The sequence below is a fragment of the Parabacteroides sp. AM58-2XD genome, assembly GCF_003463685.1.
Taxonomy (GTDB): Bacteria; Bacteroidota; Bacteroidia; order Bacteroidales; family Tannerellaceae; genus Parabacteroides; species Parabacteroides segnis.
This window is the reverse complement of record NZ_QSDP01000096.1, coordinates 1-25,065: the sequence shown is the minus strand read 5'-3', so window position 1 is coordinate 25,065 and position 25,065 is coordinate 1. Positions and strand designations below refer to the sequence as shown.

The following is a 25,065-nucleotide window of genomic DNA, read 5'->3' as shown; positions in this document are numbered from 1 at the left end:
AGACCTCTTATAAGATCTCACGAATCATAGTCAAGAGACTTTGGTTTGCAAAATCTTCACGTAAAAAATCCAGTCGTTAAGGTTCTATTTTCATAGTTAAGACTTTTCTATCTGCAAGATTACCTTTATTCCCCAATTACACAACTTTTTTTGAAATATTTTAATGATTTATGCCACAAAACATATTTTAATAGAAATTTTGGTGCGGTTGCCCTGGCTTATAACTGGTATATTGAGCTAATTAATTGTTTTTTATTAAGAATGTGCTGAACATCCCTTTATGATCACTGGGCCATATTCCGGTTGGCTTTATGAACTGATCTTCAGAATCATTCTCAATAATTTCTCCTTTCAATATATTCTGGGACGGGCCTACGATGACTGCATTGTCCAGACTCAGTGAGGGATCAGGATAATAATAAATGAAATCTATTCTATCCCTTTCGTCCATATCAGGCAGCCAGACCAGCTTATTCAGGTCTGCATCTTTATTTCCGGCTGGGAATGTAAATCCGGGATGTGTTACTGCATCAGGATATATTTCGCGGTAAGCATCTTTGAATCCAGCTTCATAAAGTAATACGGAGCAGTCCCAGTTTATAACCAAACCGTTATGATCTCTCATATCCTTGGTATTTTGTTGCCAATCCAGATGCGACGGTTCGTTGAAATCGCCGCCTAATACGACCAGGTTACCTTTTTTAATTTCTTTTCCGGCATCTTCCAATAAGGCTTTGACACCTTCATCGCGGAAAGAAATTCTATTGGCTGCCAGTACAGAGTCTGCATCATTTACCGGTGCCGGCAGTTTTTTCCAGGTTGTACCGCTGTAACCCCGGGGAAGATAACATTCATAATGTGTCCAGTCCCAATGTACGGAATATGCTATCAGTTTCTTTGAACCCAAACTGATTGTCGCTTTACAAACAGGATTAGGCCTTGATTCATCGGCAAGTGTGAAACATGAACTGACTTCATCCATTTTGACCTTTGACAAGACGCCCATCGTCTGTTTAAGATTTTCGCCATAATACTGTTTGCCTCTCTTTTTCAATTCACTGGTGAGATAATCCATGAAGTGTTTTTCTTTTTGGCTGAATATCTCACAGAGGAAAGCAATGTCCGGATCTGTCTGGTCAATGATATCTACAATACCCTTAACTCCGTTGGGAACGGTTTCCCCTTGTCCCCATAAATTTAATTGCAGTACTTTCAGAGTATCGTTTTTTTCTGTGGTACTGTAAACGGAGAAGGGCAACATGGAAATAATGATCACCAGGCTTATAATGCTTTTCATTTCAGTATCCACATTATTTTGTTATTATTATCAATCCCTTCATATTGTGATGCAACAGCGTTATCCACGTTTTCTTTGTTGTAATCGAATTCTTTTGTAGGATACATCCACCGGACTGGAATTTTATCTTTTTCTGCATTCCGGTTGGTAAGAGGATTGATCGGTAAAACCGGATAACCGGTTCTTCTGTATTCATAATATGCGTCGAAAGGATATTGCATATAATAAGTAAGATATTTCTGGACAATGATTTGTTTAATCTTGTGTTCCGTATCGCCTTTTAGTATGACAGGCTCACTGTTCAGGTAAGTATCGATATAGTCTTCCGTAATTATTTTGCCGTGGTGATACATTTCGTCATCGGGTGTGTTTTCTGCGATGAATGTCATTGAAGCCTTGATTCCGGCATTGTAATATTCCGTCGCATTTCCATTGATACAGCCTCTCAGTATAGCTTCTGCCAGAATGAAACATTGCTCTGCATAACCGACACGTGTATAAGGTTCACCGGCCGGAATATCGGTATATCTTAAATTGATTGCCGAATAAGCCCCTTTGGCATATTCTGATTTTATATCTGAGAAATCAGCTACCGGATCAAGACCGATATAAGCATCGGCATTGTCTGGTTGCAGCCCCTTTTCTGTCATTGTTTTAGCTGGCTGGGCAAAATAGAAAAGGCGGTAATCGTTATATGCCTTTAACGTATCTATGACGATGCTGGAGATTGTTGCATAAACATGATGTTTGGATGTTGCTTTATTGTATGGGTACAACTGTCCGGATTTATCGGAAAATACCAATTGGAGGTTATCTTTGTTGGATTCCATCAATGGTTCATTGTTGAAGATCCGGGCAAAACGTTCTTTACTGTTTAATCCGGGATCGTTCTCCTTTTTCGACAAATACATCAGGACTTTTAGCCGGAATGTATTGGTCACCTTTTCCCATTTCGAAACATCACCCTGAAATACCGGATCTCCATCGAATGAGTTGGCAAGAGAAAACAAACGGGATGCTGTTTCAAGATCGTCCAGAATTGTTTTCATTACCTCTTCCTGGGAGTCATACCGTGGCTTTGTATTGTTAGATTCTCCCTGGAGGGCATCGCTGAGAGGTATGTCACCGACTTGCATGGACAAGTAGAATAACTTATATGATTTAGCAAATAAAGCCAATGCTTCATATGCGTCTTTGTATTCTTCTTTTGCCAGTTCTTTCATCTTGTCAGCGTTGATGAGCATAGTGTATCCGGAAAAACTGGCTCGTCCCAGTACATTATAATTATAGTCATGCAAATACTCCAACCAAATCATTTGTTTGGCTAAACAAGCATCCTGAATAAAGTTCGCAGCATATCCGTCAGGACTGACTATATCCAGTATTACTGAAGTTGCTAACAGAGAAGATGTTGCTGTTTCTACGGTATTCGGATTCGTATTCAGGTGATCGAAATTGGAGCAACCGGATATCATCGCGCAAAGGATGAAGTATACTATTGATTTTATCTTTTTCATATTCAGTATCTTTTAGAAATTAACCTTTAAATTGCATCCTATCATTCGTAAAGAAGGAGAATTCAGATTCTCTTTCGATTTGTCAGGATCGGAATATTTGAAATCTTTCGTCCAGATGAACAGATTATTTCCTATCAATGAAACGGAAGCATGTTTCATTTTCAGTTTGTTGCATAAATTTGACGGAAGATTGTATGTAAGTGCCAATTCTCTTAACTTAATGAATGTTTGGTCATAGAGATATTGTTTTCTGGCTTGCCAGACATTTCCTGTTCCACTGTATAGATTCATGTAACTTTCATATGAGACAACTTTGTCGTTAGGAGCAAACACACGGTCGTCTCTGATGATATTTCCATTCGAATCACGGTCGACACTACCTGAAACGACTTTTACACCTTCACCGATGAAAGTTCTGTTCCCATTTACAACTTCTTCGTATCTGTATTGATTATCAGTGCCAATATGGGCCCCCGACATCCACAGCGCTTGATCGATTACAGAATGCGACATTCCTCCAATCCGGCCGTCGATGGTAAAGGAGAGAGTTACATTTTTATATTTCAAGGAATTACTGAATCCGAATATCCAGTCCGGATTCGTATGTCCTGCTTTGGATGTGTATTGGCTAGCGATAGGATAACCGTTTTCATGGATGATGTTTCCGTCCGGGTCGCGTTCCCAATCATAACAGTCGAGCCAGTCCCAGCGTTCTCCTTTCTTTACCCAGTCTTTCTGGGTTGAGTATGTCGGATCGATTTTTGAATAATAATATCTGTCTAGTGACCAGTTGACTGCTGCGTTCCAATCCCAGTTTTTGTCTTTGTAAATATTGGCATTGAGGGAAATTTCTACTCCTTTACGGGTATGTTCCTCGTCAATATTGATCAAAGTAGATTGGAATCCGCTGGCATCACTTATTTGTGCATCTGTCGTCAGGTTATAGAATAGTTTCTGATAATAAGCGATATCAAGATTCAATCTGTTTTTCAGGAAATGCAGTGCCGTACCGATTTCGAATGAACGTGTGCTGCTGGGGTTGATTAGAACTCCTCTGATTTTAGTAGGATAAGTTGCACCGTTCAGGCCGTCCCAACTATTGTTTTTAATGGTATATGCCCTGTTGGTTTCATATATTGACAAATCTTTTTTAGTTTGAGTCCATGATCCTCTCATCTTCCAGAAATCAATCCATGAAGGCATCGGTATAAATTCAGACAGCACGACACTGGCTGATACGGAAGGATAGAAATACGAACGGGTTTCAGAGGGTAAGGTGGATGACCAGTCATTTCGTGCAGTTATATCTAAAAAGAATGTGCTTTTCCATGCAGCAGAGGCTTTACCATATATACTGTTTACCTGTTTTTTCTCTAAAGCACTATTCATTTTAACAGGATCGACAGATCCATACAGTGAATAATAACCAGGTACGGTCAATCCGTTTTGTGTTTCATTTTGCAACCAGTCGTTCTGATAGAAATAGATTGTTCCTCCTACAAAACCGTCTAAGGAGATATTTCCGAATTTGTGATCGGCAGTAATCAGGAAATCATTATTGATACTGTATCCTCCGGAACGTTTTTCTACATAATATCCTTTTCTCTCCCAGCCCCCTGCTGCTCCGATAGAATTTCTCCACTTTTCCCGGTTACTATACATATCCAATCCGGAGCGAAGCGATACTTTCAGCCATGGTTTAATTGAATAGTTGGCCGATAAATAACCGTTAACTATATCGTAATCACTTGAGTGGATTATTTCATTTGCAATGAAATAGGGATTATCATACCAAAGTGTATTGGGCCAGTTTTGCTGCTCATTCTCTTTGTCTTTTATCCAGTAGTTTTTGTAATCTCTTATATCCAGATCGCTTCCGTTCCATACCAATAGGTTATATATGTAGCCACCTGCACCGTATCCAGTTCCAAAGTCGTTGGGATAAAACCTTTTGTTGTATGTCAATCCTCCTTCTACGGATAAATTTTTGAATTTCATATCTCCGCCAACAGTATAGGTGAGTTTGTTCAGTTTGGTATTCGGATATTGCCCCTTATTATAAATATGAGTCAATGAAGTCCGGAAACTACCGTATTTCCCTTTTTGAGTAACACTTACATTGTTGTTTGTTACAAAACTGAATTCAAGAAAGTTCTTGAAGTTATTTTTCCCTTTTGATACCAGAGGCATTTCCCTCCATTCATAAGTATAGGGATCGTATTGTTCTGCGGTTCTGCCAATATCTAATTTGTCTCCCCAGAGTAATTCGTTTGAATTGTATTTTCCATATGCCCCCGCACTGTATGAAGTTTGTACTTTGGGTAATTTTAAAAAACCGGCTTCAAACATGGTACTGCTGTTAACATCTATATTCAGCCCTTCTTCTTTTCCTTTTTTGGTTGTGACCATAATGGCTCCGGAACCACCTCGGGAACCGTAAAGAGCAGATGCAGTCGCTCCTTTTAAAACATCAACGGATTCTATATCGTCGGATGCGATATCTCTCAATGTGATATTATTGTAGGGAACGCCATCGATAACCAATAACGGTTCTTCACCTCGCAGTAGGATGGAGGGAGCTTCGTTGAATTCGGTACTGTTCTGTACATTCAAACCTGCGATTTTTCCTGTAAGCGCAGTTCCTACGTCAACTGATTTTACAGTAGTCATTTTATCTCCCCCAACTTTCTGTACCGCATATCCCAACGCTTTCTCCGAGCGTTTGATACCCAGGGCGGTGACGACGACTTCTTCCAGGTTTTTAGAATCTTCCAGTAAGGAGATTAACAATGTCTTTTGATTATTGACGGCGATATCCTTGTTTTGATAGCCGATATAAGAGAATACAAGATGGGCATTTGCCGGAACTTCGATCGAGAAATGACCGTCGATATCGGTCACTGTCCCGGTTGAGGTACTTCCTTTCAGAAGCACGTTGGCTCCGATAATGGGAGTGTTCGACTGGTCTACCACGGTCCCTGTGACTTTGATAACGGGAACCTGAGGAGTGCCGGCCGGCGGCTCGGAGTAGGAGATGGAACGTTTGTTTTTCGTTGAATGTATGGATATGTAGTTATCCAGTACTTTGTAGGTAAGTCCTTTGTTTGTCAGGACATTGTCCAAAACCTCTTTCACTGTTTTGTTTTTCGCATCGACCTGGACAGGCTGGGACAGGTTGATATCCTTATCGCCGTACAGGAACAAATAATCGGTCTGTCTTTCTATTTCGGTAATCAGTTCACCGAATGAAAGATTATTTCTGGTGATGGTGATTCGTGCTTCCTGCGAATGCGTATTGACCGCATGTAGCTGGAAAAATAGTACGAATACAAAAAACACGGATAATCTCATAATATGAATAATGTGTGTTAATTCATCATGTTTAAATACATAGCATAGTTGCAACAAGTTTTTTTCATAACTTTGCTGATAGTTTAAAGTTGATACTGTTATCTGTCTCGAAATGGATTTGATAGTATTGGCTCTGTAGGGTAAGTGATTCCAGCACTTACCCTTTTTGGCCCTATCATGATAGTTGTTTTTTTACTTCATGGGCATTCGTTTTTATCGGTTAGACATATGTTGATCAATAGATTTCAAATTCATTTTCAGATATTCTCTTAAAATTGAAATGGTAAACATTCTGTAAAGCACCTAGTATTTTCTCTATTTCTTCGCTTTGCCGGAATTTACCGGATATTTTCTGGGTAAGAGCAATTGTTCCGGTCACTTTGAATCTGACATTATACCAGAGTGACAGACAGTCCAGTATTTCTACAAAAGGCTTTGCTCTGAAACTGAAAATACCGCTTTCCAGGTAATCTTTATTGTCAAAATCGGAACTCGATTTGACCATGACATCGTTGATGACCGATACTTTCTCGTTGGGTTTCAGCCGGATCATTTCATTCCTGTTGTCTTTGTTGTATACAAGTACGGAACCTTCGACCAGGTTGGTTTCAAAGCGTGGTATCTCAGTATAGGCAAACACGTTGAATTCTGTGCCCAATACTTCTACATTAAACTGCTGCGTCTTGACGATGAATGGCCGTTTAGGGTCTTTTGTCACCGAGAAGTATCCTTCCCCGTCTAACTCGACTGTGCGGTTATTCCCCTGAAATTCATTAGGTATTCTGATTTTGCTTCGCGGGCTTAACCAGACGGATGTGCCGTCGGCCAATGTCATGTTTACACGCTGTCCTTTGGGAACGTTTATTTCGGTGAACAGCATCTTCTGCTGATGCCGGGTGTATTGCTGGGAGGCAAACCAGGAGCCGGTTATCAGGATCAATGCTATGGCAGCATATTTCAAGAGATTGATCCGGAATTGTCTGGCGGAGCGTTTGCCCAGCCGCCTGTCGAATTCGCGGATGCCTCTGATGGTCTTTGCTTCATCTTCTTTCCGGTCGATCAGTTCGGAGATTGCGAGTGCATTCTTGGTGCGGGCAAATTCCTTTTTGGCCTCCGGATCTGTTTCCAGCAGTTGGAAAAACGCAGTCTTTTCAGTAGCGGGCATCTCTCCGGAGAAATATTTATCTAATCTGTCATTCATGGCAAAATTGTTTGTCTCTATATTAAAGACAAAAGTATCGGAAGTTACCACCAAAAGAAAATGAAAAAAAGTTGTTTTTTTGATGCGGGCGGAATATTACCGTCTTCTTATACGATGAAAAGCAGGAGAGGTAGGTAGTCTTTTAACTCGACTTTTAATTTGCGTAAGGCAATAGACATCTGATTCTCAACCGTATTGACGGATATATCCAATCGCTCGGCAATCTCTTTATATTTTAATCCCTCCATGCGGCTGAGGATAAATATTTCCCTGCAACGTTCCGGTAATTTACCGATCACTTCGTCGATCAGATTCTCAACCTCGGAAATCGTGAGGAATGATTCGTCGAATTGTTGGAGTGAATATAAATTCATTTGCATTTCCTTCTCTTCAGCCGTTTCCAGGGTTCTTTTCTTTTCGTTTATATACAGGCTGTGTTTAAGGAAATTCAGACATCTGTTTTTGACCAGGGTAAACAGGAAGGCATCCATGTTATCAATCGTTCTAAAAACTTCCGGATGCTCCCATAGATAGAGGAAAATATCTTGTACGATATTCTCCGCATCTTCTTCAGCAATGACATAAGCCTGTGAGAAGCGTGTCATTTTGATAAAGTATGTAGAGTAGATCTGTGAGAAACATTTTTGTGTTTCCAGTGAGCTCGTCTGTTGTATATCGTGATTTTTCAAGCCTTTTCTCCTTTATCTCTGTGGCAAAGATAATTAATCTTTCTTTTTTCAAATAAATATTCCCTCTTACTTTGCGAAATCTCTGAATTGTTCCGAAAGCAGGAGGGAATAAAATATGCGGATAGGCTATGATTACCTGTCTTTTACTTTACAACAAAAGTCTCTTTTAATTTGATATCGTTGGAAGAGGCTCCGATGCGGACTTCAAATTCGCCCGGTTCGACTGTCCATTCCATATGTCTGTCGAGAATTTGCAGGTCTTCCGGCAAGAGGACGAAGGATACGGTCTTTGTCTCGCCCGGTTGCAGGGAGATACGTTCAAAGCCGCGTAGCACGGATTCGTAAGCGATTACGCTGCTTACTTTGTCGCGGATATATAACTGTACGACTTCGTCACCGGCACGTTTGCCTGTGTTGGTGACATCTACGGTAACGGTTACAGGACTTTGCGAATAGGGTGTTTCCTGTTTTACGGAAAGGTTTGAATAAGCAAAGGTGGTATAGCTCAATCCGTAGCCGAACGGGTAAAGAGCACCGTTTACACGGGTTCTTCCTGAACCGTTAGGACCTTCGAAGTATTGGCCGTCCTGTGAACCCGGTTTGAACGGGAAGTTGAACTCGATCTGTCCGATTGAACGGGGGAAGGTAACAGACAGACGTCCGCCTGGGTTATAATCGCCGAATAAGGTTTGTGCGATCGCTTCTCCGCCTAACTGTCCGGGGAACCAGGCTTCCAGGATAGAAGGAATGTTACGGTCAGCCCAGTTGATAGTCAGCGGCTGTCCGTTGATCAGGACGAGCACGACCGGTTTGCCGGTGGCGTGTAATACTTCTAGCAGTTGTTGCTGACGGCCCGGAAGGTCGAGGCCAGTGCGGGATTTGCTTTCGCCAGTGCAGGATTCGTCTTCTCCCAGTACGGCAATGATAACGTCACAATCGGCGGCAGCGGTGGCGGCTTCGGCAATCCCTTTCTTTTCCTCCTCGGTTAGCGGAGTCGGGACGATTTCGCTGTCGGGCCAGTTGGCATCTTTCACTTCGCAGCCTTTGGCGTAAACAACTTCTGTCTGGTTGCCCAGATAGTCTTTGATGCCGTCGTAAACCGTGATGTTATCCAGTCCCTGAGGTCCGTAACGGCTGATCATATAGTTCGTTTCCTTGGCTAACGGACCGGCTATAAGAACCTTTTTCGTCTGGTTCTTATCCAATGGGAGCAGGTTGTTTTCGTTTTTCAGCAATACGAGGGATTGTTTCTGCATATCCAGTACGAAGTCGCGATGTTTGTCGGCTCCGACAATCTTATCGGCGGCTTTCGGGTCTTTTACATACGGTGAATCGAACAGTCCCAGTTCGAATTTAACGCGCAATACGTCGGCAACCATGCGGTCGACCGATTTCATGGAGAGTTTACCTTCTTTCACTAGTTTACGTACCGGCAGGATATAGTCTTTCGGATGCGTGAAGTTGGTGCGGACGTTCAGGCCGGCTTCCACTACCTGGCGTACGGCTTCTTCATAAGAATCGGCTACATGGTGTTTGGTCTGAACGAACTCGACCGCTTCACTGTCACTTACTATGTATCCTTTGAAACCATACTCCTGGCGCAACAGCTGTGTCAGGAAATAATAGCTGGCTGTTACAGGCACACCGTCCCAGTCGTTATAACTGCTCATTACACCTTTCGGATGCGCTTTCTGGACGACTCTTTTGAAAGGATAGAGATGGATCTCATGCAGTTCGCGGGGAGCCACATGCGGGTCGGTACGGACGGCGGCATCGCGGCCACCCTTCGGAATGCTGTAAACGGCAAAATGTTTCAACGTGGAAGCTACACCGTTCTGCTGGATACCTTTTACCATCTGTGTGCCCAGTTCGCCTACCAGATAAGGGTCTTCCCCGTAGGTCTCCAACACACGTCCCCAGCGCGGATCGCGGGCTACGTCGAGGATGGGAGCGTACACATTATTGTATCCTAGCGCTTTTGCTTCCTTACCGGCTATATTTCCCGCCTGATGAACCAGGTCGCGGTTCCAGGTACTGCCGATACTGATAGGAGCGGGCAGGGGAGTTGCCTTGGTATGGTTCAAGCCGTGGATGCCTTCGTTGGAGAAGTCCACAGGGATACCCAGGCGTGTTTCTTCGATGAACCAGCGCTGCGTTTTGTTGATCGTTTCGGCATGGTTGCTGAACGGGTAGATCAGGTCGGGTGTGCGGCGGCGGGCGCTTCCCACGCCGTTCAGTTGTTCGTCGATATTGGCGATACCGTCTTTCCAGATCTCATTCTTCCATCCTTCGGTGGGCAGGGAATCTTTCAGGACACGCCCGAAGCCGTAGAGGGTGGCCATCTGGCAACTTTTTTCTTCCAGTGTCATCTGGTTCAGAAGGTCTTGTACACGCGCTTCGATAGGAGCTTCGGGATCTTCATAAACGTCTTTTACACCGTTCTTGTTGAGGTCTATCCACCCTTTTTTGTAAATCGAGTCTTTCGCTTGTATAGTCACACTACCCAGACAGGCGGCAGCTAGTAATAGATACTTCACATTCATGTTTTCCTTTGGATATTATTCTGTTTATTCTTTGATATATTTATAAAAAACCGTATGGTTATAATATTGATACAAATGTAACAATTATTAACCATACGGTCAAACCATCAATTTGTTGAAATAGATATTACTTTATATCCCACCATAGGTGAGCATTGATTTTGTTGTATTCAGATTGTGCATTGTAATTTTCCGTGTTCATAGAAGCTTCTATACTTGGATATAAAACACGTACTGGTGCATTTTCTTTGTTCAATAGTGTACCGCTTTGACGGTCATCGTCTAAGATGGGCAGGTCTGTACGACGATATTCAGCCCAGTTTTCATAGATCTGTACAAAGTTCAAATGCATCCATTTCTGAGTAGCAATTTGTTCCAAGCCTTTGGAAGGATTATATTTGAGCGAAGAAGAAACGATCCAATTACTTAATGTTGCATCGGAAACATCTGTATTGGCAATGGTTTCGTTTTTATCTTCTGCATCACTATTTTTGTAATAACTATAATAATTCTGAACGGAAAGCATGATACCTTTATTGTAGAACTCTTCGGCGTTGCCATTGAACAAGCCTCTTTGAGCGGCTTCTGCCAAGCATAAATAAGTCTCAGCGGCTGTCATACCGATACCAGACGGGAATTGGTAGTTTTCACGGAATGTAACAGTATTCAAACATCCGTAGATTTGGCGCAAAGGAATTTTTGTAGGATCACTTGCCGGTTTGCCGTTATATTCATTGATCAAGTCAATAGCCTCGTCTGCAGAAGCAGGGTAACCAATGATTTCCGTCTGGCCTTCATATACATCACCATTGTCATCTGTTCCCGGTTGATACAAAACATATAAACGCGGGTCGTTAACCTCTTTGAACATATTGACCATTTTTTCCGGGGCATACATATAAAAACCTTGTCCGGTAGAATGACTTTCTCTCATGGCGCGCCACAAAGCATCGGGAGCAACATCTTGACCGGAAACAGTAATGTCAGCATTATCACTATTGCTGGTAATCAGCTGGTCGAAAGAAAGTTCGGACAACACACTTCTTGCCTTTTCCGGATCCACATTGGATATGCGCATGGCATAACGCAAGCGCAAAGAATTGGCAAACTTATACCAACCATTGCAATTTCCATTGTAAACGATATCTTGCCGGTTGAATGTCTCATTCGTTGTTGCTGTTTTAAAATAAGAAGCAGCTTCTTTCAAATCGTCAAGAATTGTATAGTAAATATCTTTTTGCGTATCGTATTTCGGGCGGTAGATGACGTCTCCACCATAGATTACATTACGAGCAGTGAATGCTTCCGTATAAGGCATATTCCCAAAAAAGTCAGTAGCTATGGCTGTATTAAAAGCTTTCAATATTTTGCCTGCTTCTAAATAAATCCGATAACTGTTTTGTTCATCTGCCGGTAGGGTCGCATAGATTTTATCAATTTCCGTCAGTGTACTCATACGTGTCACGTAATAATTTTCCCACCGTCCTAAATCGTCTTGTATATTTTGATATAGGTTGTTGCGGTTTTCACCTTCTTGACGTGCAGTCGTTTGCAAATACGATCCTATACGACGGAAATTAAGATTGTATGTATCCGCATAATCAATTTCCAACGTGCGTTGTGCTCCCCTGGCAAACAGGTATTCAATGTGAGCAGATGTAAACGCATCTGGGTTATCATGCTTTTCATCCAATTTGTCGGAACAGGATGAGAAAGCTATCATGGAACCTAACAATAGGCTATATATTGTCTGTTTCATAAATTTATTTTATTAGTATTATTTAAACTTTAAGAGATTAAAAGCTAGTTTTAATCGAAAAACCGAAACTACGAGCTGACGGATAAGTTGTATATTCCACATATGGGTTTGTACCTCCTGTTCCTAATGTAGCTTCCGGGTTCACATTTGGAACGCTCTTGTAGATGAAAAACAAGTTGTTACCAATGAGTGATAAATTTAAGTTTTGCAAACCAATTTTAGAAATCCATTGATTAGGAAGTTGGTAAGAAAGTTTTAATTCACGCAATTTGATATATGTATTATCATACAAGTTATCTTCAGAACCGTTACGGTTATAGCGTGAATTGTAATAATCGGCAGCTGCTACGATGATGTCATTTTTGCTACCATCTTCTTTTACACCTGGAGCAATAATACCATCGTGATGGACACGGCCGTTCAACGCATTTGCCGGAGCTGAAGCATTGTGGCTGTCCAATGCGATTTTTTGCTGGGTGTCTTTGTCGATGTAGTAGGCCAAACCACCATATTCTTCATCACGGCCGAACAATGATTCTTTTCCGGCACCGCTTGATTTCAGGAAGTTGTTTGTGAGAGAAAGCAACTTACCACCGAATGATCCGTCAATATGTGCGCTCAGGGAGAAATTCTTGTAGCGGAATGTGTTGGTGAAACCGGCGATGAACTTCGGTGCCGCGCTTCCGGCATAAGTAAATTCTCCTTCTTGCTGATAATTACCATTTTTGTCTACAACCATATTACCGTTATCATCACGTATCCATTTACGGATATATACACTCGGGGTTGCATATCCTGGGACAGCTTTAAAGTTTGCAGCACTCCAAGGATTACTGAGGAGACGGTCTTCCAGTCCATCCGCCAATGAAATTAACTCATTATGAGTGTATGAGAAGTTCAACACACTTTCCCATGAGAAATCTTTTGTTTCCACTGGTACACCTGTGACTTGGAGTTCGACCCCATAGTTCCCGATCTCACCGGCATTCATACGCATAGCTGTTGCACCTGTTGAAGGTGTAATAGGAACAGAGATGATTTGGTTTTTGGTTTTATTGGTATAATAAGCGAAATCAAAACCTAAGCGGCTGTTGAACATGCGGCTTTCCAAACCAAATTCCCAAGAGTATGTCTTTTCCGGAACAATATTTGTCGGAGGTACAGTTGCATCAAACTGGTTGGTAATAGCAGTATTGTTGAATGAACCATACGTATATGCTGTATTTGTAAAATAGAGAGAAGGAGTTGTATTACCTACAACGGCGTATGAACCTCTTACCTTTCCATAATTCCACCAATCTGGCAGATCCAAAGCCTCAGTAAACACAAAACTCAAACCAGCGGAAGGGTAGAAGAAACTACGGTTGCCAGCTGTCAATCGAGATGACCAGTCATTACGGGCAGTTAAATCTAAATACAAAAAGCGTTTATATGCCAATTGCGCAGAAGCAAATACGGCTCCTAAAAACTCACCCCTGTTATATCCACTGTCTCTGCCAGCTGCTTTCGGGTCTCTCTTATTGTTATTGGTTGAAAACATACCGTTGTATTTCAAACCATGTGAACTCCAGGTCAGCCCTGTTTCTGATATGTCTTCGCCGGATATACCCAAGTTGGCTGTCACATCGTAGTCTTCAGCGAATGTTTTGTTGAACATCAACAAACCTTCGATATAATTCTTTTGGTAGTGATTGTCTACTTTGCGGTAACTACCTTGTAAATTGTTCATATCCGCTGGATCGGAATACTGTTTAAACATTTCCTTGTCTTCTTTTTTGTCCGAATAACGGTCTGTACCTCCACGCAAGCGGAAGTTTAAGAAGTCGAAAATTTTCAAATTAGCAGATAAAGAAGCAATTAAACGTTCACGTTTTGTCGTGTATTCGTTTTCGTTTTGTTGCCACAATAGATAGTTGATGATATTGTCACGGTTTCCGGAACTGATACCGCTGATTTCATCTGTTAGGTAATAGCCTTCGGAATTTTTGTAATTATCTTTCCATAATTGAGCTATTTCGTTACGAGGCATCGGATAATTTGATACACGGTCGATACGTGTAGGAGGATTCTTTGTATCTGAAATATTGAAAGAGACAGATGCATCGAAAGTTAAACGTTCATGAACTTTAAAATTGCCGGAAAGACTGAAGTTGTGTTTGTTCTGTTTGAAGTTTTCCAAATAACCGGCATAATTCATGTTTGTATAAGATAAACGTATGTTATTCTTATCGGTTCCGTTGGTGATAGATATGCTGTTGTTATTGGTGTAACCATCTTTGAAAATATCACGGTAGTTATCCGGTTGCGGAGAGAATGGGCGTTTTACGCCATCCCACCAAATCACTTCCGTGCCGTCCATACGGGGACCGAAACTACGGTATGTGCTACCTGTATAAATAGGTTCTCCATTCTCGTTGGTTGTGAAATAAGGTGTACTACCACCTCCGAACACATTCTGGAATTCTGGCATGTAAGCACGTTGGTCGTATGTATACGAAGTGCTAACTTGGATACCCAATCCTTTTTTTGCGCCATCGCCACGTTTGGTTGTAATAACGATTACACCATTGGTCGCGCGTGAACCGTACAAAGCAGCAGCGTTAGCACCTTTTAAGATAGACATCGATTCGATGTCATCTGGGTTAATGTCATTAAGTGCAGAACCTTCTTGCGTTTGACTACGTTCGCGACCTGCCCAGTTAGAGTCTGTGTCGTTAATAGGAATACCATCGACAACGATTAGCGGACGGCTATTTCCTTCTACGGAGTTGATACCACGGATTTGGATTTTGGTGCCACCTGTAGGACCAGCAGCTGTTTGTTGAATCTGTACGCCGGCTGCCTTACCATATAAAGAATTTGCGATGTTTTGAACCGGTACTAACTGGATATCTTCTGATTTAAGTTCGCTCATAGCATAACTTAAAGCGCGTTTTTCTTTTTTGATACCCATGGCGGTTACCACTACTTCATCCAGTTTCTGGGTATCTTCTACTAATTTTATGTTCAGAGAAGTTTGCCCTGTGTATTTGATTTCTTGTGTGACATAACCGATAAAAGAGATAGATAATATGCTACCTTCATTTACATTCAATGTAAATTTACCATCCATGTCTGTGATTGTGCCTTCACTGCTTCCTTTTATAGATACGGCAGCACCGGCTACGGGGCCAAGTTCGTCAACAACGGTACCTGTTACCTGTTTTTTCTGTTGACTGATGTTTACTGAAATTTCCGGCTTATTGTCGGCTGCAAATGCTTGCATTGCAGGAGAAAATGCTCCGGAAAGTAAAATAAGTCCAATTGGTATTAAAACTTTTTTCATGAATAAAATTTTTTACTTAGATTCAAGAATATTTATTAATGTCGCAAAATTAGAAGGCATTGGAAAGAAAGGGTATCATTATTTGTTGATAGAATGGTAAATATGGTTTGTGGCGGATATTGTTATTTTTTTGATGGATATTACTATTGGGCTTTTAGTTAATATACGTGATTTTGGTCGCTTTCTTTTAAAAAAGAATTTATTTTGCATTAAATATCTATGTTTATGAGAGGCAGATACTTATGTATATTGTTGTGTTTGTATGCATTATTACCGTTGTCGGCGAAAGAATTTTATTTTAAACACGTCGATTTAAACGACGTATTTACACAGCCATCGGCAATTTCCATTTATCAAGATGCAAAAGGGTATATCTGGTTTGGAAATGATAATTTTAATGTGTACGACGGACGAATTGTCCGCTCTTTCCGCCTTTCTGATTATTTGGAAGAGGTCGAAGATAACAATATTCATGGAATTTGTGGAGACGGAGATTCTTGTATTTATATGTTAGCTAACAGGAATCTGGTTCTTTTTAATCAACGGACGGAAGAATTCCGATTTACTACCGTATTGGCACATGTCTTGGAATACCATCAAGGGACGTTGTTTTATGCAGATAAGAATGAATTGTACCATTATACACCCAATGGCGTATCGGATAAGGTCTGTACTTTACCTGATTCAACGCTGGTTATTCGGGATCTGCATTTTAAAGATGGCGGTTGGCTATTGGCTACGACAAAGGGATTGTATCGTTATTCAAACGGTACTTGTTGGAATTTGTTGGAGAATGAATCTATCACTTCTTTGTTTGTGGATAATAGGGGGAGGTTGTGGGTCGGTACATTATCCAATGGTGCTAAGGTATTTTGTGAAGGAGAGTGGGTTTCTTTCCGGGAGAATGATTCCGCTTACCCGATTGTCAATAACCAGGTCCGTACTATCAATCAGGATATCAAAGGGAACATCTGGATCGGTACCTATGCCGGTATTACAGTCGTAAGTCCGTCTCTTCAGGATTGTTATCATCTGTCGCATAAAGAACAGGTTTCCTGGTCGTTGAAGCATTCATCGGTGTATGCGATTTTCAGAGATCAACAGGGAGGTATGTGGGTTGGAACTTATTATGGCGGGTTGAGTTACTTCAATCCGAATACCGACAATTATACATTTTATGACATTTCTCCCAATAGTCCGGAGAGTTTGGATGGTTTCCTGTTCGGTCAGATGGCAGAGGATATGAATGGCAATTTGTATATAGCTACTGAACATGGACGGCTGAACTGCCTGGACCGTACGACGCAGAAAGTAAAACGTTACGACCCGGTTCTTTCACGTATCCCTTCTCCAACAACCAAGTCTGTCTGGTATGACGTTGAACATGACCGGTTATATATCGGCACTTTCCTGCATGGCTTATATTGTTATTCTTCCGGGCGTTTGAAACAGTTGGGGACGGATGTATTACAAGATGACGGGCAACAGATTATTATGAATTTGATACCTTGGCAGGGAAATCTGATTGTTATTACGCAGACTGGGTTATATCAGCTGGATTTGACTACCCAGCAGCTGTCTCCTTTATTTTCAGATCCCGATCTTCTTGACCGCTCTGCAGGAATCATCCGTTCCGCTTGGTTGGATGACGAAAACAGACTGTGGCTTACTCCTGCCAATAAAGATGTTCTTTGTATTCGGATGGATACCCGGACTGTGGAAGAGATACCGTCGGTGAAGAATATGATTGGAAAGAAGCCGGTTTTGCATATTACCGGTGACAACAGGGGAAATCTCTATTTTGCCGTGACGGGAACGGGGGTCTTACGCTATGATTTGATGAACGATTTTTGGACATGTTATAATCAGGAACAAGGCCATTTGTTGACTAACGAACCTTTTCGTGCCTTGGTCACTCCTATGGGGCGCTTGCTGGTCACTTCCATACGAGGAATCACCTTGCTGGATATGAAAACGGGAAAAAGCATGCATACTTTGCTTGGTACTTCTTTTCCGCTACATCGGCTGAATTCCAATTGTGGAATATATTTGTCTCCCAAAGACAGCATGATTTTTATCGGAGGGGTGGAAGGCATGATTGCAACGAAAGAGTCCGGGCTGGTTCCTGTTGATGTGCCTTATTCCATATCGTTCAACAGCTTGTCCGTGAATAATATACCTATCCATCCGTCGGCATCATCGAGTATCCTGAAGGAAGCTGTCCCATATGTTTCCAGCCTAACTCTGCCTCATGACCGGAATAACATCACGTTGGGATTTACTTCGACAAACTACCGGTATGCCGATAAAAACCTGTTCGAATATAAGCTGGAAGGGTTGGATAAACAGTGGACACGTACCCGCCATCAGCAAATAGTGTATACCTCCATACCTCCGGGAAATTATAAGTTACTACTGAGGGAAGCGGGAGACGGCAAACTGATTGCCATGCCTATCCGTGTCCGTCCTCCTTTTTATGCTTCGGTTTACGCTTTTAGCCTGTATGCTTTGTTGTTTTTTCTGTTCCTGGTCTGGCTGATCCGTTTTAACCGAAGCCGTGCCGTGCTGAAAGCTTCACTGGAAATGGAACATAGGGAGAAATTGCGTATAGAGAAACTGAATCAGATGAAGTTGAAATTCTATATCAACATATCGCATGAACTACGCACTCCGCTTACGCTGATGGTCAGCCAAGTTGACCTGATTTTGCAGAACTATGACCTGGGTGGTACGTTTCGGGGCAAGCTGTTGAAGGTTCGGCAATATACGGTACAGATGCAGCAACTTATTACGGAAGTTCTTGATTTCCGCCGGCTGGAACAGGGGAAAATGCCTCTTCATGCAAGCCCGCAGAACCTGGTCGTTTTCATGCGTCAGCTATTCGATTCATTCAAGGACTATGCCGTGATGAACCGGATCCAGTACAGGTTGGAAACGATGGATGAAGAGATACCTGTCTGGTTCGATCCGGTACAGATACGCAAAGTATTTAACAACCTGCTTTCGAATGCGTTTAAGTTTACCCCGAAAGAGGGGACTGTCATGGTGAGCATACTTCGTAAAAAGGGAGTTGCGGAGATACGTATCTCCGATACTGGCTCTGGCATTCCCCAGAGCCAGCTGGCCCATATATTCGAACGGTTTTATCAAGCAGATAATGCGACCGGCGTATCCCTATCGGGAAGTGGTATCGGGTTGTCACTGACCCAAGAGATAATCATGCAGCATAAAGGCAGATCGAGGTGAAGAGCGAGTTGGGAGTTGGTACGACTTTTACGGTTACATTGCGGTTGGGAGACGAGCATCTGACGCCCGAGCAGAAATCGACGGAAGTACAACCAGCCGGTATCCTGCCCGTACAAGAGCTAAAACGAGATGAAATTGTAGGGATACCCGATTTCCCTGATCTCATATCTATAAATAAGCTGCCGGATACGAAAGAAACGGAGATGCCGCTTTCCGTACTGCTTGTGGAAGACAATGAAGATTTGTTGCAAGTATTGGAAGAGGCTTTCTCCATCCAATATAAAGTATATAAGGCGTGTGATGGGGAAGAGGGTATCCGTATGGCAGAGGAGGTGCAGCCGGACCTTATCATCAGCGACGTGATGATGCCGGGTATCAGCGGGACAGTGATGTGCCAGCGCTTGAAGCGGAAACTCGAAACGTCGCATATCCCGATCATCTTACTGACTGCCCGTGTCGATCTGGAGAGTGCTTTGGATGGGCTTAAATGCGGTGCAAACGATTATATAATGAAACCGTTCAATATCAATTTGCTCTTGTTGAAATGCCATAATATCATTGCCGACTTGAAAAGTTATCAAACACGTTTCTGTACAGAGGCAGCATCACAACCTGTTGAATTGGCGACCAATCGTTTGGATCAGCAACTTTTGGACGATTCTGTACGGATTATAGAAGAGAATATGGAGAACCAGGATTTCAGTATTGATATGTGGTGCCGTGAAATAGCCATCGGCCGTACTCGTTTGGGGATGAAGATTAAAGCGATAACAGGCCTGACCTTGAATGACTTTATCATCCAGATTAAACTCCGCAAATGTGCCTATTTGTTGGAAACGACCGATTTGACCATTGCAGAGATCAGTTGGAAGACCGGCTTTTCCAGTTCCAGTTATATGGGGAAAAACTTTAAGGATTATTTCGGTGTCACTCCGTTACAGTACAAGAAAGCGAAGAATGCTTCTTCCTGAAATCAGCAAGAAGAATCCTTTTCTTCCCCCTCCATGATTTTTAAACTTCATCCTTTACAGCTGTAATGTATTGTATTATATATTTTTGTGGTGAAGTCTGCCTTTTCTGATTATTTTTATGCTCAGAAGAAGAAACCTTTCGAATGAGTAGGCATCCGTTCCGGAACGGATAGTTATCCACCGGGCAATCGATGCCTATTCGTTTGGGAGACCGTACGCTTTCGAATAATTCACATAGTAGTCCTACCATTAGTCACACTATTGTGCTAGCTATACTGACACAGTAGTGTGACTAATGGTAGGATTACTATGCTATAAGGTACTGCCCGATAGTGTATAGGGGATCGGACGCAACCTTATAGGGTATGAATCGCCGTCCTTCATCGCAATCATTTGTATTACAATGTAATATAATCGGTGAAGGGTGAAAGTAAATATATAAAACCCCATTGTAGGAGAGCGTTTTTCATAAAAAAAGACATTTTTGTTTGGTTTTATAAGGAATATATCATAGATTATATGCGTAAAAAGATACCTTATGAGAGAAGTAATGTTTTATTTAGTCCTGTCGCTTTCGTGTCTGGCACTAAGTGCTCAAAAGGTGCCCTGTGACAGCTCGCTTTGTGCACAACAAACGGCAGAGATTGTTGCCGAGAAGTTACAAACGCAGTTGGCCTTGTTTCCGCAAGAAAAACTTTACCTGCATTTGGACAAACATGTGTATGCACCGGGCGAGCTGGTCCGGTTCAGAGCCTATCTGGTGGATGCCGCTTCGCATCGGTCGGTGACGAAGAGTGGTTATGTATATGTGGAATTGGCTGACCGGGAAGAACGGGTGGTGAGCCAGGCGAAGGTGCGTGCCGATTCGTTACATCTGTTCCATGGTTATTTGTTGCTGCCCGAAGCGGTGGAGGCGGGTAGTTATCGGGTGCAAGGGTACACGGATTATATGAGGAATACGGGGAATAAAGAGTACCTGTTCCGGCAGACGATTCAGGTGTTGGCAGAAGCATGCCCGATTGCAGAGCAAGAAACGGTACTTTTGGAGCAAGAAAACTATGTTTTGCAGGTGAAAGAAGTATCGGATAAGATCGCTATTGAGGTGACACAATCGGATCGTGTAGCCTATCCTGCCGATTCTTTGTATCTGTTGTTGCATACGCGGGGTGAACTGCTTTCTTGGACAAGCTGGAAACCGGGGCAGGAACCGCTTTGTTTGGATAAGGATCGTTTGCCTGTCGGTGTTTCCCAATTGCTTTTGTTGGATGGAAGGAATCGCTTGCTTAGTGAACGGTTGCTTGTCATGAGACAACCTGAGAAGGAACAGATAAAGGTCGAAGCCGAACGGAAAGGGGAACGGATGACGTTGCATTTCTTTTTAGTGGATAGTACGCTGATTGCTTCAGATAATTACGTTTCCATAGCGGTAGTGGCGGGCAAGGAGAAAGTTGCAGGTTCTTCAGGCATCTATTCAAATATGTTGTTCACTTCTGATTTGTTGGAAGGGGAGGTGCCTGAGGATGGCCTGTCGGTGATGCGTCAATCTTGGAAGAGGTATGACATGGAAGCTGTATTGAATAACCGCTATGTCGTTCCTTCTATTCCTTATGAGTCGGCTTTGTCGGAAACTGACGATCGGCAGGTAACAACCAGGTTGGATGAAGATGGAAAGCAAAAGGTTTCTTCCGAAAAAGGATTTTCCCGTTATCAACACTATTGTTCCTTTTCTCTTTCTAAGAAGGATATAGAGAGAAGGAAAGCAACGACTACAGATGAGTTGTTGATTCGTTTGCCGGGAATGAGCAAATATCGGAACTATTATCGGGCTTTGTCGGGTGGGGCAACGCCTACGGGCAACGGTTGTATGGTGGTGTTCAATGATGAGGTGATGCAACCTTATTTTGATATCAATCAGATAGAGCCTTCTGCTATTACCTTCATGGGGGTTATTGCCGGCCCTAAGATGGCCATGTTTGGAAGCGAAGGCTCACCGATTGTGGATAGGAATAATTTGACAATGGCACCGCAACATGCGTTAGTGATTTCTACCCGTTCTGTGGATGCGTCATCTGAAAAACGTGTAGAGCCGTCGGAGGTTAAAGGAAGGGACAAAGATACGATCTTCTATTGGAATCCGGCGGTAAAGTTGGAAAAGGAGTTTTCCATATCGTTCGACATGCCCTCATCTCACTCAAACTATCGAGTTGTGTTGGAAGGGATACTGGAAGACGGACGGATTGTTTGTATGGATGCAAAACCGCAGGAAGTAGAAAAAACATCCAGTTCGTTAAGTACCACCTATAAAATAGTTTATGATGCTTCCCAGAAGGAGAAGAGGAAACAGGGGCTTTTTTCCCATTCTGATAAATCTGTGCTTTTGCTTATAGATAAGCTGGATTATCTTTTCTGTGATGTATTTCAGCAAAGAGAGAAGATGCCTGGGTCACGTGTAGAGCTGATGATAACTGGGGGTGGGACATGCTTCGGGGTCAACCTATCTGTTTCGAATAAGTATATGGCATACATTTCGGAGGAAAAGTTCAGGGATTTTGCCCGAAGAGTGGTTTCGGAGATTTCTATTGCCGATTACTTTTTGATGGAACCACGTTTGAAAGATAAGTATTGTGAATACACGTTACCCATCGGATTCCATCCTTATTGGGAGACAGGAAAAGGAGAGGTGACGATAGGTGATTTTTTGGGAAGGCAGATCCTTTATCGATTCGATTATGCCGAGCGTATCGAAATGATGAAAAGTAAAAATGTTTCTTATTTAAGCATTCCGCTTTATAATCAGTTTCAGGAACAAATAGAAACCATTTATTCGAATGTCTTGGGAGATTATTTCGGGGTAATAGATAGGTTGTTGAGTGTATGGATTTATATATCAGATGCAGGCGATATATTGCGTGTCTCTTTAGGAATGGATAAGGCATTGTCGGATCGTATAACCAAAGAGCAGTTTAAACAATTTGCCGACCGGATAAAAGAAACTGTTACTATGTCGGATTATTTTAAAGTGGAACCGGTTTCAGAGGGTGGTTGTTCTGTGGAACTGATAAGGGTAGGAGATAAGCGGTAATGTGTGGAAAAAGGAAAGCGGTGCCATCGTATGACTGGCACCGCTTTCCTTTTTTACACGTTGAATCGGAAGTGCATGATATCGCCATCTTGCACGACATATTCCTTGCCTTCCACACTCATCTTGCCGGCTTCCTTCACGGCGGTTTCCGAGCCGTAGTGGATATAGTCGTCGTATTTGATTACTTCGGCACGGATGAAACCTTTCTCGAAGTCGGTATGGATCACACCGGCACATTGCGGGGCTTTCCAGCCTTTCAGGAACGTCCAGGCACGGCATTCGTCGGGACCGGCGGTCAGGAAGGTTTGTAGGTTCAGCAAGCGGTAGGCCGATTTGATGAGGCGGTTCACGCCCGACTCTTCCAGTCCGATCTCCTGGAGGAACATCTGGCGTTCTTCATACGTTTCGAACTCGGCGATTTCGCTTTCGATCTTGGCAGCTACGACCAGGATTTGCGCATCTTCGTCTTTGACGGCTTCGCGCACGGCTTCGACATATTTATTGCCGCTGACGGCACTCGCTTCGTCGACGTTGCAGATGTACATGACCGGTTTGCTGGTCAGCAGGAAGAGGTCGTGGGCGATCTTTTGCTCGTCTTTGGTCTCGAAGGTGACCGTACGCGCGCTTTTGCCCTGTTCCAAGGCTTCTTTGTATTTGACTAATACTTCGTAGGCTTGCTTGGCTTGTTTGTCGCCGCCTGTCTGGGCCTGTTTCTGTACTTTGGCGATGCGGCTTTCGATGGTTTCGAGGTCCTTGATCTGAAGTTCGGCATCGATGATCTCTTTATCGCGCACAGGGTCTACCTTGCCATCCACATGCACGATGTTGTCGTCGTCGAAGCAGCGCAAGACATGGAGGATTGCGTCGGTTTCACGGATATTGGCCAAGAATTTGTTGCCCAGTCCTTCGCCCTTGCTGGCACCTTTCACCAGGCCGGCGATGTCGACGATTTCGACGGTTGTCGGGATCACTCGTTGCGGATGTTCAATTTCCGCCAGTTTGTTCAGACGCTCGTCGGGAACGGTGATTACACCAACGTTCGGTTCGATCGTACAGAACGGGAAGTTTGCTGATTGTGCTTTTGCATTTGATAAGCAGTTAAAAAGGGTAGACTTCCCAACGTTCGGAAGACCTACGATGCCACATTGTAATGCCATAAATTAGTATGTTGTTTTTATTATCTATTCGTATTGTTTCATCTCAGAAGCTGCCGTCCGGCAGACTTTTTCAGCGGGCAAAGATAACCATTCTTTCTTGTATATGTGCAATTTTCATTTATTGAAGAGGTTATTCATAGTTTCCCATAGATTTCCAACTTGAGTTCGTCTATCAGATACAAATCGCTTCGGCAATGTAAATCGGCTTCTCCATCCTGCAATAATTGAAATGTAAGGGAATGGAAAAATAAATCCATGGCTTTTGCGTAAGGTATTTTCATTTGCTCTGCGAACCCTTTGATGATTCGTGCATATTTCAGTAGCTTTAATGTTCCGACTGCATCCATAACTTTTTATATCAAATCGATTGCTTCTTTAAATACCAGATATTGCTCCAACGTTCTGCCTGCTCGCGGATAGGGGTTATATAGAAGCCTTTACCAAAGTCTAACTTTTCCCGGGAGAAAGTGAGTTCCGGCCTCTTCACCCTGCAATATGAACCGTGATAAACAATCATAGAATCTGATTTTCTTTCATTAAGTTGATAATATCTTCTACTATATATTCCCGGCTTTGTGTGTGTAGTACATCATAAAACTCGACGATATAGTCTTGCAGAACCCGGTTTTGCATCATGAGGTCATATATTTCTGTTGCCGGTTTTTGCAGTTCTTCAGCAACGCACATCACACAAAAAACAGCAAATTCCATTTGTCGGGGTGTCATATTATTATATTCTGCATCGCTCATAGATTTTTGTTGTTAATTGGAGTTGACAAAGATAACCACTTTCTTGTATATTCTTCAAGAACAGGGATTATCCAGGGCAACCGCACCAAAATTTCTATTAAAATATGTTTTGTGGCATAAATCATTAAAATATTTCAAAAAAAGTTGTGTAATTGGGGAATAAAGGTAATCTTGCAG

The 25,065-nt window shown here is 42.6% G+C and carries 15 protein-coding genes; 3 read left to right on the top strand and 12 right to left on the bottom strand.

Annotation, left to right across the window (positions count from 1 at the left end):
- Window positions 1-241: 241 nt before the first annotated feature.
- The 8 genes from DXA15_RS19410 to DXA15_RS19375 form a co-directional block, all read right to left on the bottom strand.
- Window positions 242-1,297 (bottom strand): endonuclease/exonuclease/phosphatase family protein, encoded by a 1,056-nt coding sequence (locus DXA15_RS19410; RefSeq protein WP_128135138.1) that lies wholly within the window; start codon window positions 1,295-1,297, stop codon window positions 242-244.
- Window positions 1,294-2,814, bottom strand: a complete 1,521-nt coding sequence (locus tag DXA15_RS19405; protein WP_128135137.1) for a SusD/RagB family nutrient-binding outer membrane lipoprotein — start codon at window positions 2,812-2,814, stop codon at window positions 1,294-1,296. The genes DXA15_RS19410 and DXA15_RS19405 overlap by 4 nt, the downstream gene beginning before the upstream one ends.
- A 12-nt stretch (window positions 2,815-2,826) precedes the next feature.
- A complete protein-coding gene (locus DXA15_RS19400; protein WP_128135136.1) occupies window positions 2,827-6,165 on the bottom strand; it encodes a SusC/RagA family TonB-linked outer membrane protein in 3,339 nt (1,112 codons plus the stop codon).
- Between the two features lie 235 nt (window positions 6,166-6,400).
- Window positions 6,401-7,366, bottom strand: coding sequence for a FecR family protein (locus tag DXA15_RS19395; RefSeq protein WP_128135135.1), 966 nt, complete (start codon window positions 7,364-7,366; stop codon window positions 6,401-6,403).
- 107 nt (window positions 7,367-7,473) lie between these two features.
- The gene (locus tag DXA15_RS19390; RefSeq protein ID WP_255419986.1) at window positions 7,474-8,055 is read right to left on the bottom strand and encodes an RNA polymerase sigma-70 factor; all 582 of its coding nucleotides are present in this window, start codon (window positions 8,053-8,055) and stop codon (window positions 7,474-7,476) included.
- 143 nt (window positions 8,056-8,198) lie between these two features.
- Entirely contained in the window at window positions 8,199-10,598 is a 2,400-nt protein-coding gene (locus tag DXA15_RS19385) for a glycoside hydrolase family 3 N-terminal domain-containing protein (RefSeq protein WP_128135134.1), read from the bottom strand.
- A gap of 127 nt (window positions 10,599-10,725) precedes the next feature.
- Complete coding sequence (locus tag DXA15_RS19380) at window positions 10,726-12,357, bottom strand: SusD/RagB family nutrient-binding outer membrane lipoprotein (protein ID WP_128135133.1); 1,632 nt, start codon at window positions 12,355-12,357, stop codon at window positions 10,726-10,728.
- Window positions 12,358-12,394: 37 nt separating this feature from the next.
- Window positions 12,395-15,682, bottom strand: a complete 3,288-nt coding sequence (locus tag DXA15_RS19375; protein ID WP_128135132.1) for a SusC/RagA family TonB-linked outer membrane protein — start codon at window positions 15,680-15,682, stop codon at window positions 12,395-12,397.
- A gap of 225 nt (window positions 15,683-15,907) precedes the next feature.
- Here DXA15_RS19375 and DXA15_RS19370 point away from each other — a divergent pair, with 225 nt between their 5' ends.
- The 3 genes from DXA15_RS19370 to DXA15_RS19365 all read left to right on the top strand — a co-directional run bounded on the left by DXA15_RS19370 (window position 15,908) and on the right by DXA15_RS19365 (window position 22,981).
- On the top strand, window positions 15,908-18,928 hold the full coding sequence (locus tag DXA15_RS19370; RefSeq protein ID WP_233567455.1) for a sensor histidine kinase: 3,021 nt from the start codon (window positions 15,908-15,910) through the stop codon (window positions 18,926-18,928).
- Complete coding sequence (locus DXA15_RS27015) at window positions 18,925-19,899, top strand: response regulator (protein ID WP_233567454.1); 975 nt, start codon at window positions 18,925-18,927, stop codon at window positions 19,897-19,899. The genes DXA15_RS19370 and DXA15_RS27015 overlap by 4 nt, the downstream gene beginning before the upstream one ends.
- 538 nt (window positions 19,900-20,437) lie before the next feature.
- Window positions 20,438-22,981, top strand: coding sequence for an MG2 domain-containing protein (locus DXA15_RS19365; RefSeq protein WP_128135131.1), 2,544 nt, complete (start codon window positions 20,438-20,440; stop codon window positions 22,979-22,981).
- Window positions 22,982-23,034: 53 nt separating this feature from the next.
- On the opposite strand, the gene ychF is transcribed toward DXA15_RS19365, so the two are convergent.
- From ychF to DXA15_RS19345, 4 genes are all read right to left on the bottom strand, one after another.
- Window positions 23,035-24,138: a redox-regulated ATPase YchF gene (gene ychF / locus DXA15_RS19360; protein ID WP_128135130.1), complete on the bottom strand. Its 1,104-nt coding sequence runs from the start codon at window positions 24,136-24,138 to the stop codon at window positions 23,035-23,037.
- Between the two features lie 134 nt (window positions 24,139-24,272).
- A complete protein-coding gene (locus DXA15_RS19355) occupies window positions 24,273-24,485 on the bottom strand; it encodes a hypothetical protein (RefSeq protein ID WP_009860502.1) in 213 nt (70 codons plus the stop codon).
- Between the two features lie 11 nt (window positions 24,486-24,496).
- Window positions 24,497-24,655, bottom strand: coding sequence for a DUF3990 domain-containing protein (locus DXA15_RS19350; RefSeq protein WP_128135129.1), 159 nt, complete (start codon window positions 24,653-24,655; stop codon window positions 24,497-24,499).
- Window positions 24,652-24,888, bottom strand: a complete 237-nt coding sequence (locus tag DXA15_RS19345; protein WP_009860504.1) for a DUF3791 domain-containing protein — start codon at window positions 24,886-24,888, stop codon at window positions 24,652-24,654. The genes DXA15_RS19350 and DXA15_RS19345 overlap by 4 nt, the downstream gene beginning before the upstream one ends.
- Between the last annotated feature and the right edge of the window lie 177 nt (window positions 24,889-25,065).

Coding starts and splice junctions, on each gene's coding strand:
- DXA15_RS19395 (WP_128135135.1), bottom strand. CDS start 7,366: ATGAATGACAGATTAGATAAATATTTCTCCGGAGAGATGCCCGCTACT.
- DXA15_RS19375 (WP_128135132.1), bottom strand. CDS start 15,682: ATGAAAAAAGTTTTAATACCAATTGGACTTATTTTACTTTCCGGAGCA.
- DXA15_RS19400 (WP_128135136.1), bottom strand. CDS start 6,165: ATGAGATTATCCGTGTTTTTTGTATTCGTACTATTTTTCCAGCTACAT.
- DXA15_RS19405 (WP_128135137.1), bottom strand. CDS start 2,814: ATGAAAAAGATAAAATCAATAGTATACTTCATCCTTTGCGCGATGATA.
- DXA15_RS19410 (WP_128135138.1), bottom strand. CDS start 1,297: ATGAAAAGCATTATAAGCCTGGTGATCATTATTTCCATGTTGCCCTTC.
- DXA15_RS19370 (WP_233567455.1), top strand. CDS start 15,908: ATGAGAGGCAGATACTTATGTATATTGTTGTGTTTGTATGCATTATTA.
- DXA15_RS19385 (WP_128135134.1), bottom strand. CDS start 10,598: ATGAATGTGAAGTATCTATTACTAGCTGCCGCCTGTCTGGGTAGTGTG.
- DXA15_RS19350 (WP_128135129.1), bottom strand. CDS start 24,655: ATGATTGTTTATCACGGTTCATATTGCAGGGTGAAGAGGCCGGAACTC.
- ychF (WP_128135130.1), bottom strand. CDS start 24,138: ATGGCATTACAATGTGGCATCGTAGGTCTTCCGAACGTTGGGAAGTCT.
- DXA15_RS19345 (WP_009860504.1), bottom strand. CDS start 24,888: ATGAGCGATGCAGAATATAATAATATGACACCCCGACAAATGGAATTT.
- DXA15_RS19365 (WP_128135131.1), top strand. CDS start 20,438: ATGAGAGAAGTAATGTTTTATTTAGTCCTGTCGCTTTCGTGTCTGGCA.
- DXA15_RS19380 (WP_128135133.1), bottom strand. CDS start 12,357: ATGAAACAGACAATATATAGCCTATTGTTAGGTTCCATGATAGCTTTC.
- DXA15_RS19355 (WP_009860502.1), bottom strand. CDS start 24,485: ATGGATGCAGTCGGAACATTAAAGCTACTGAAATATGCACGAATCATC.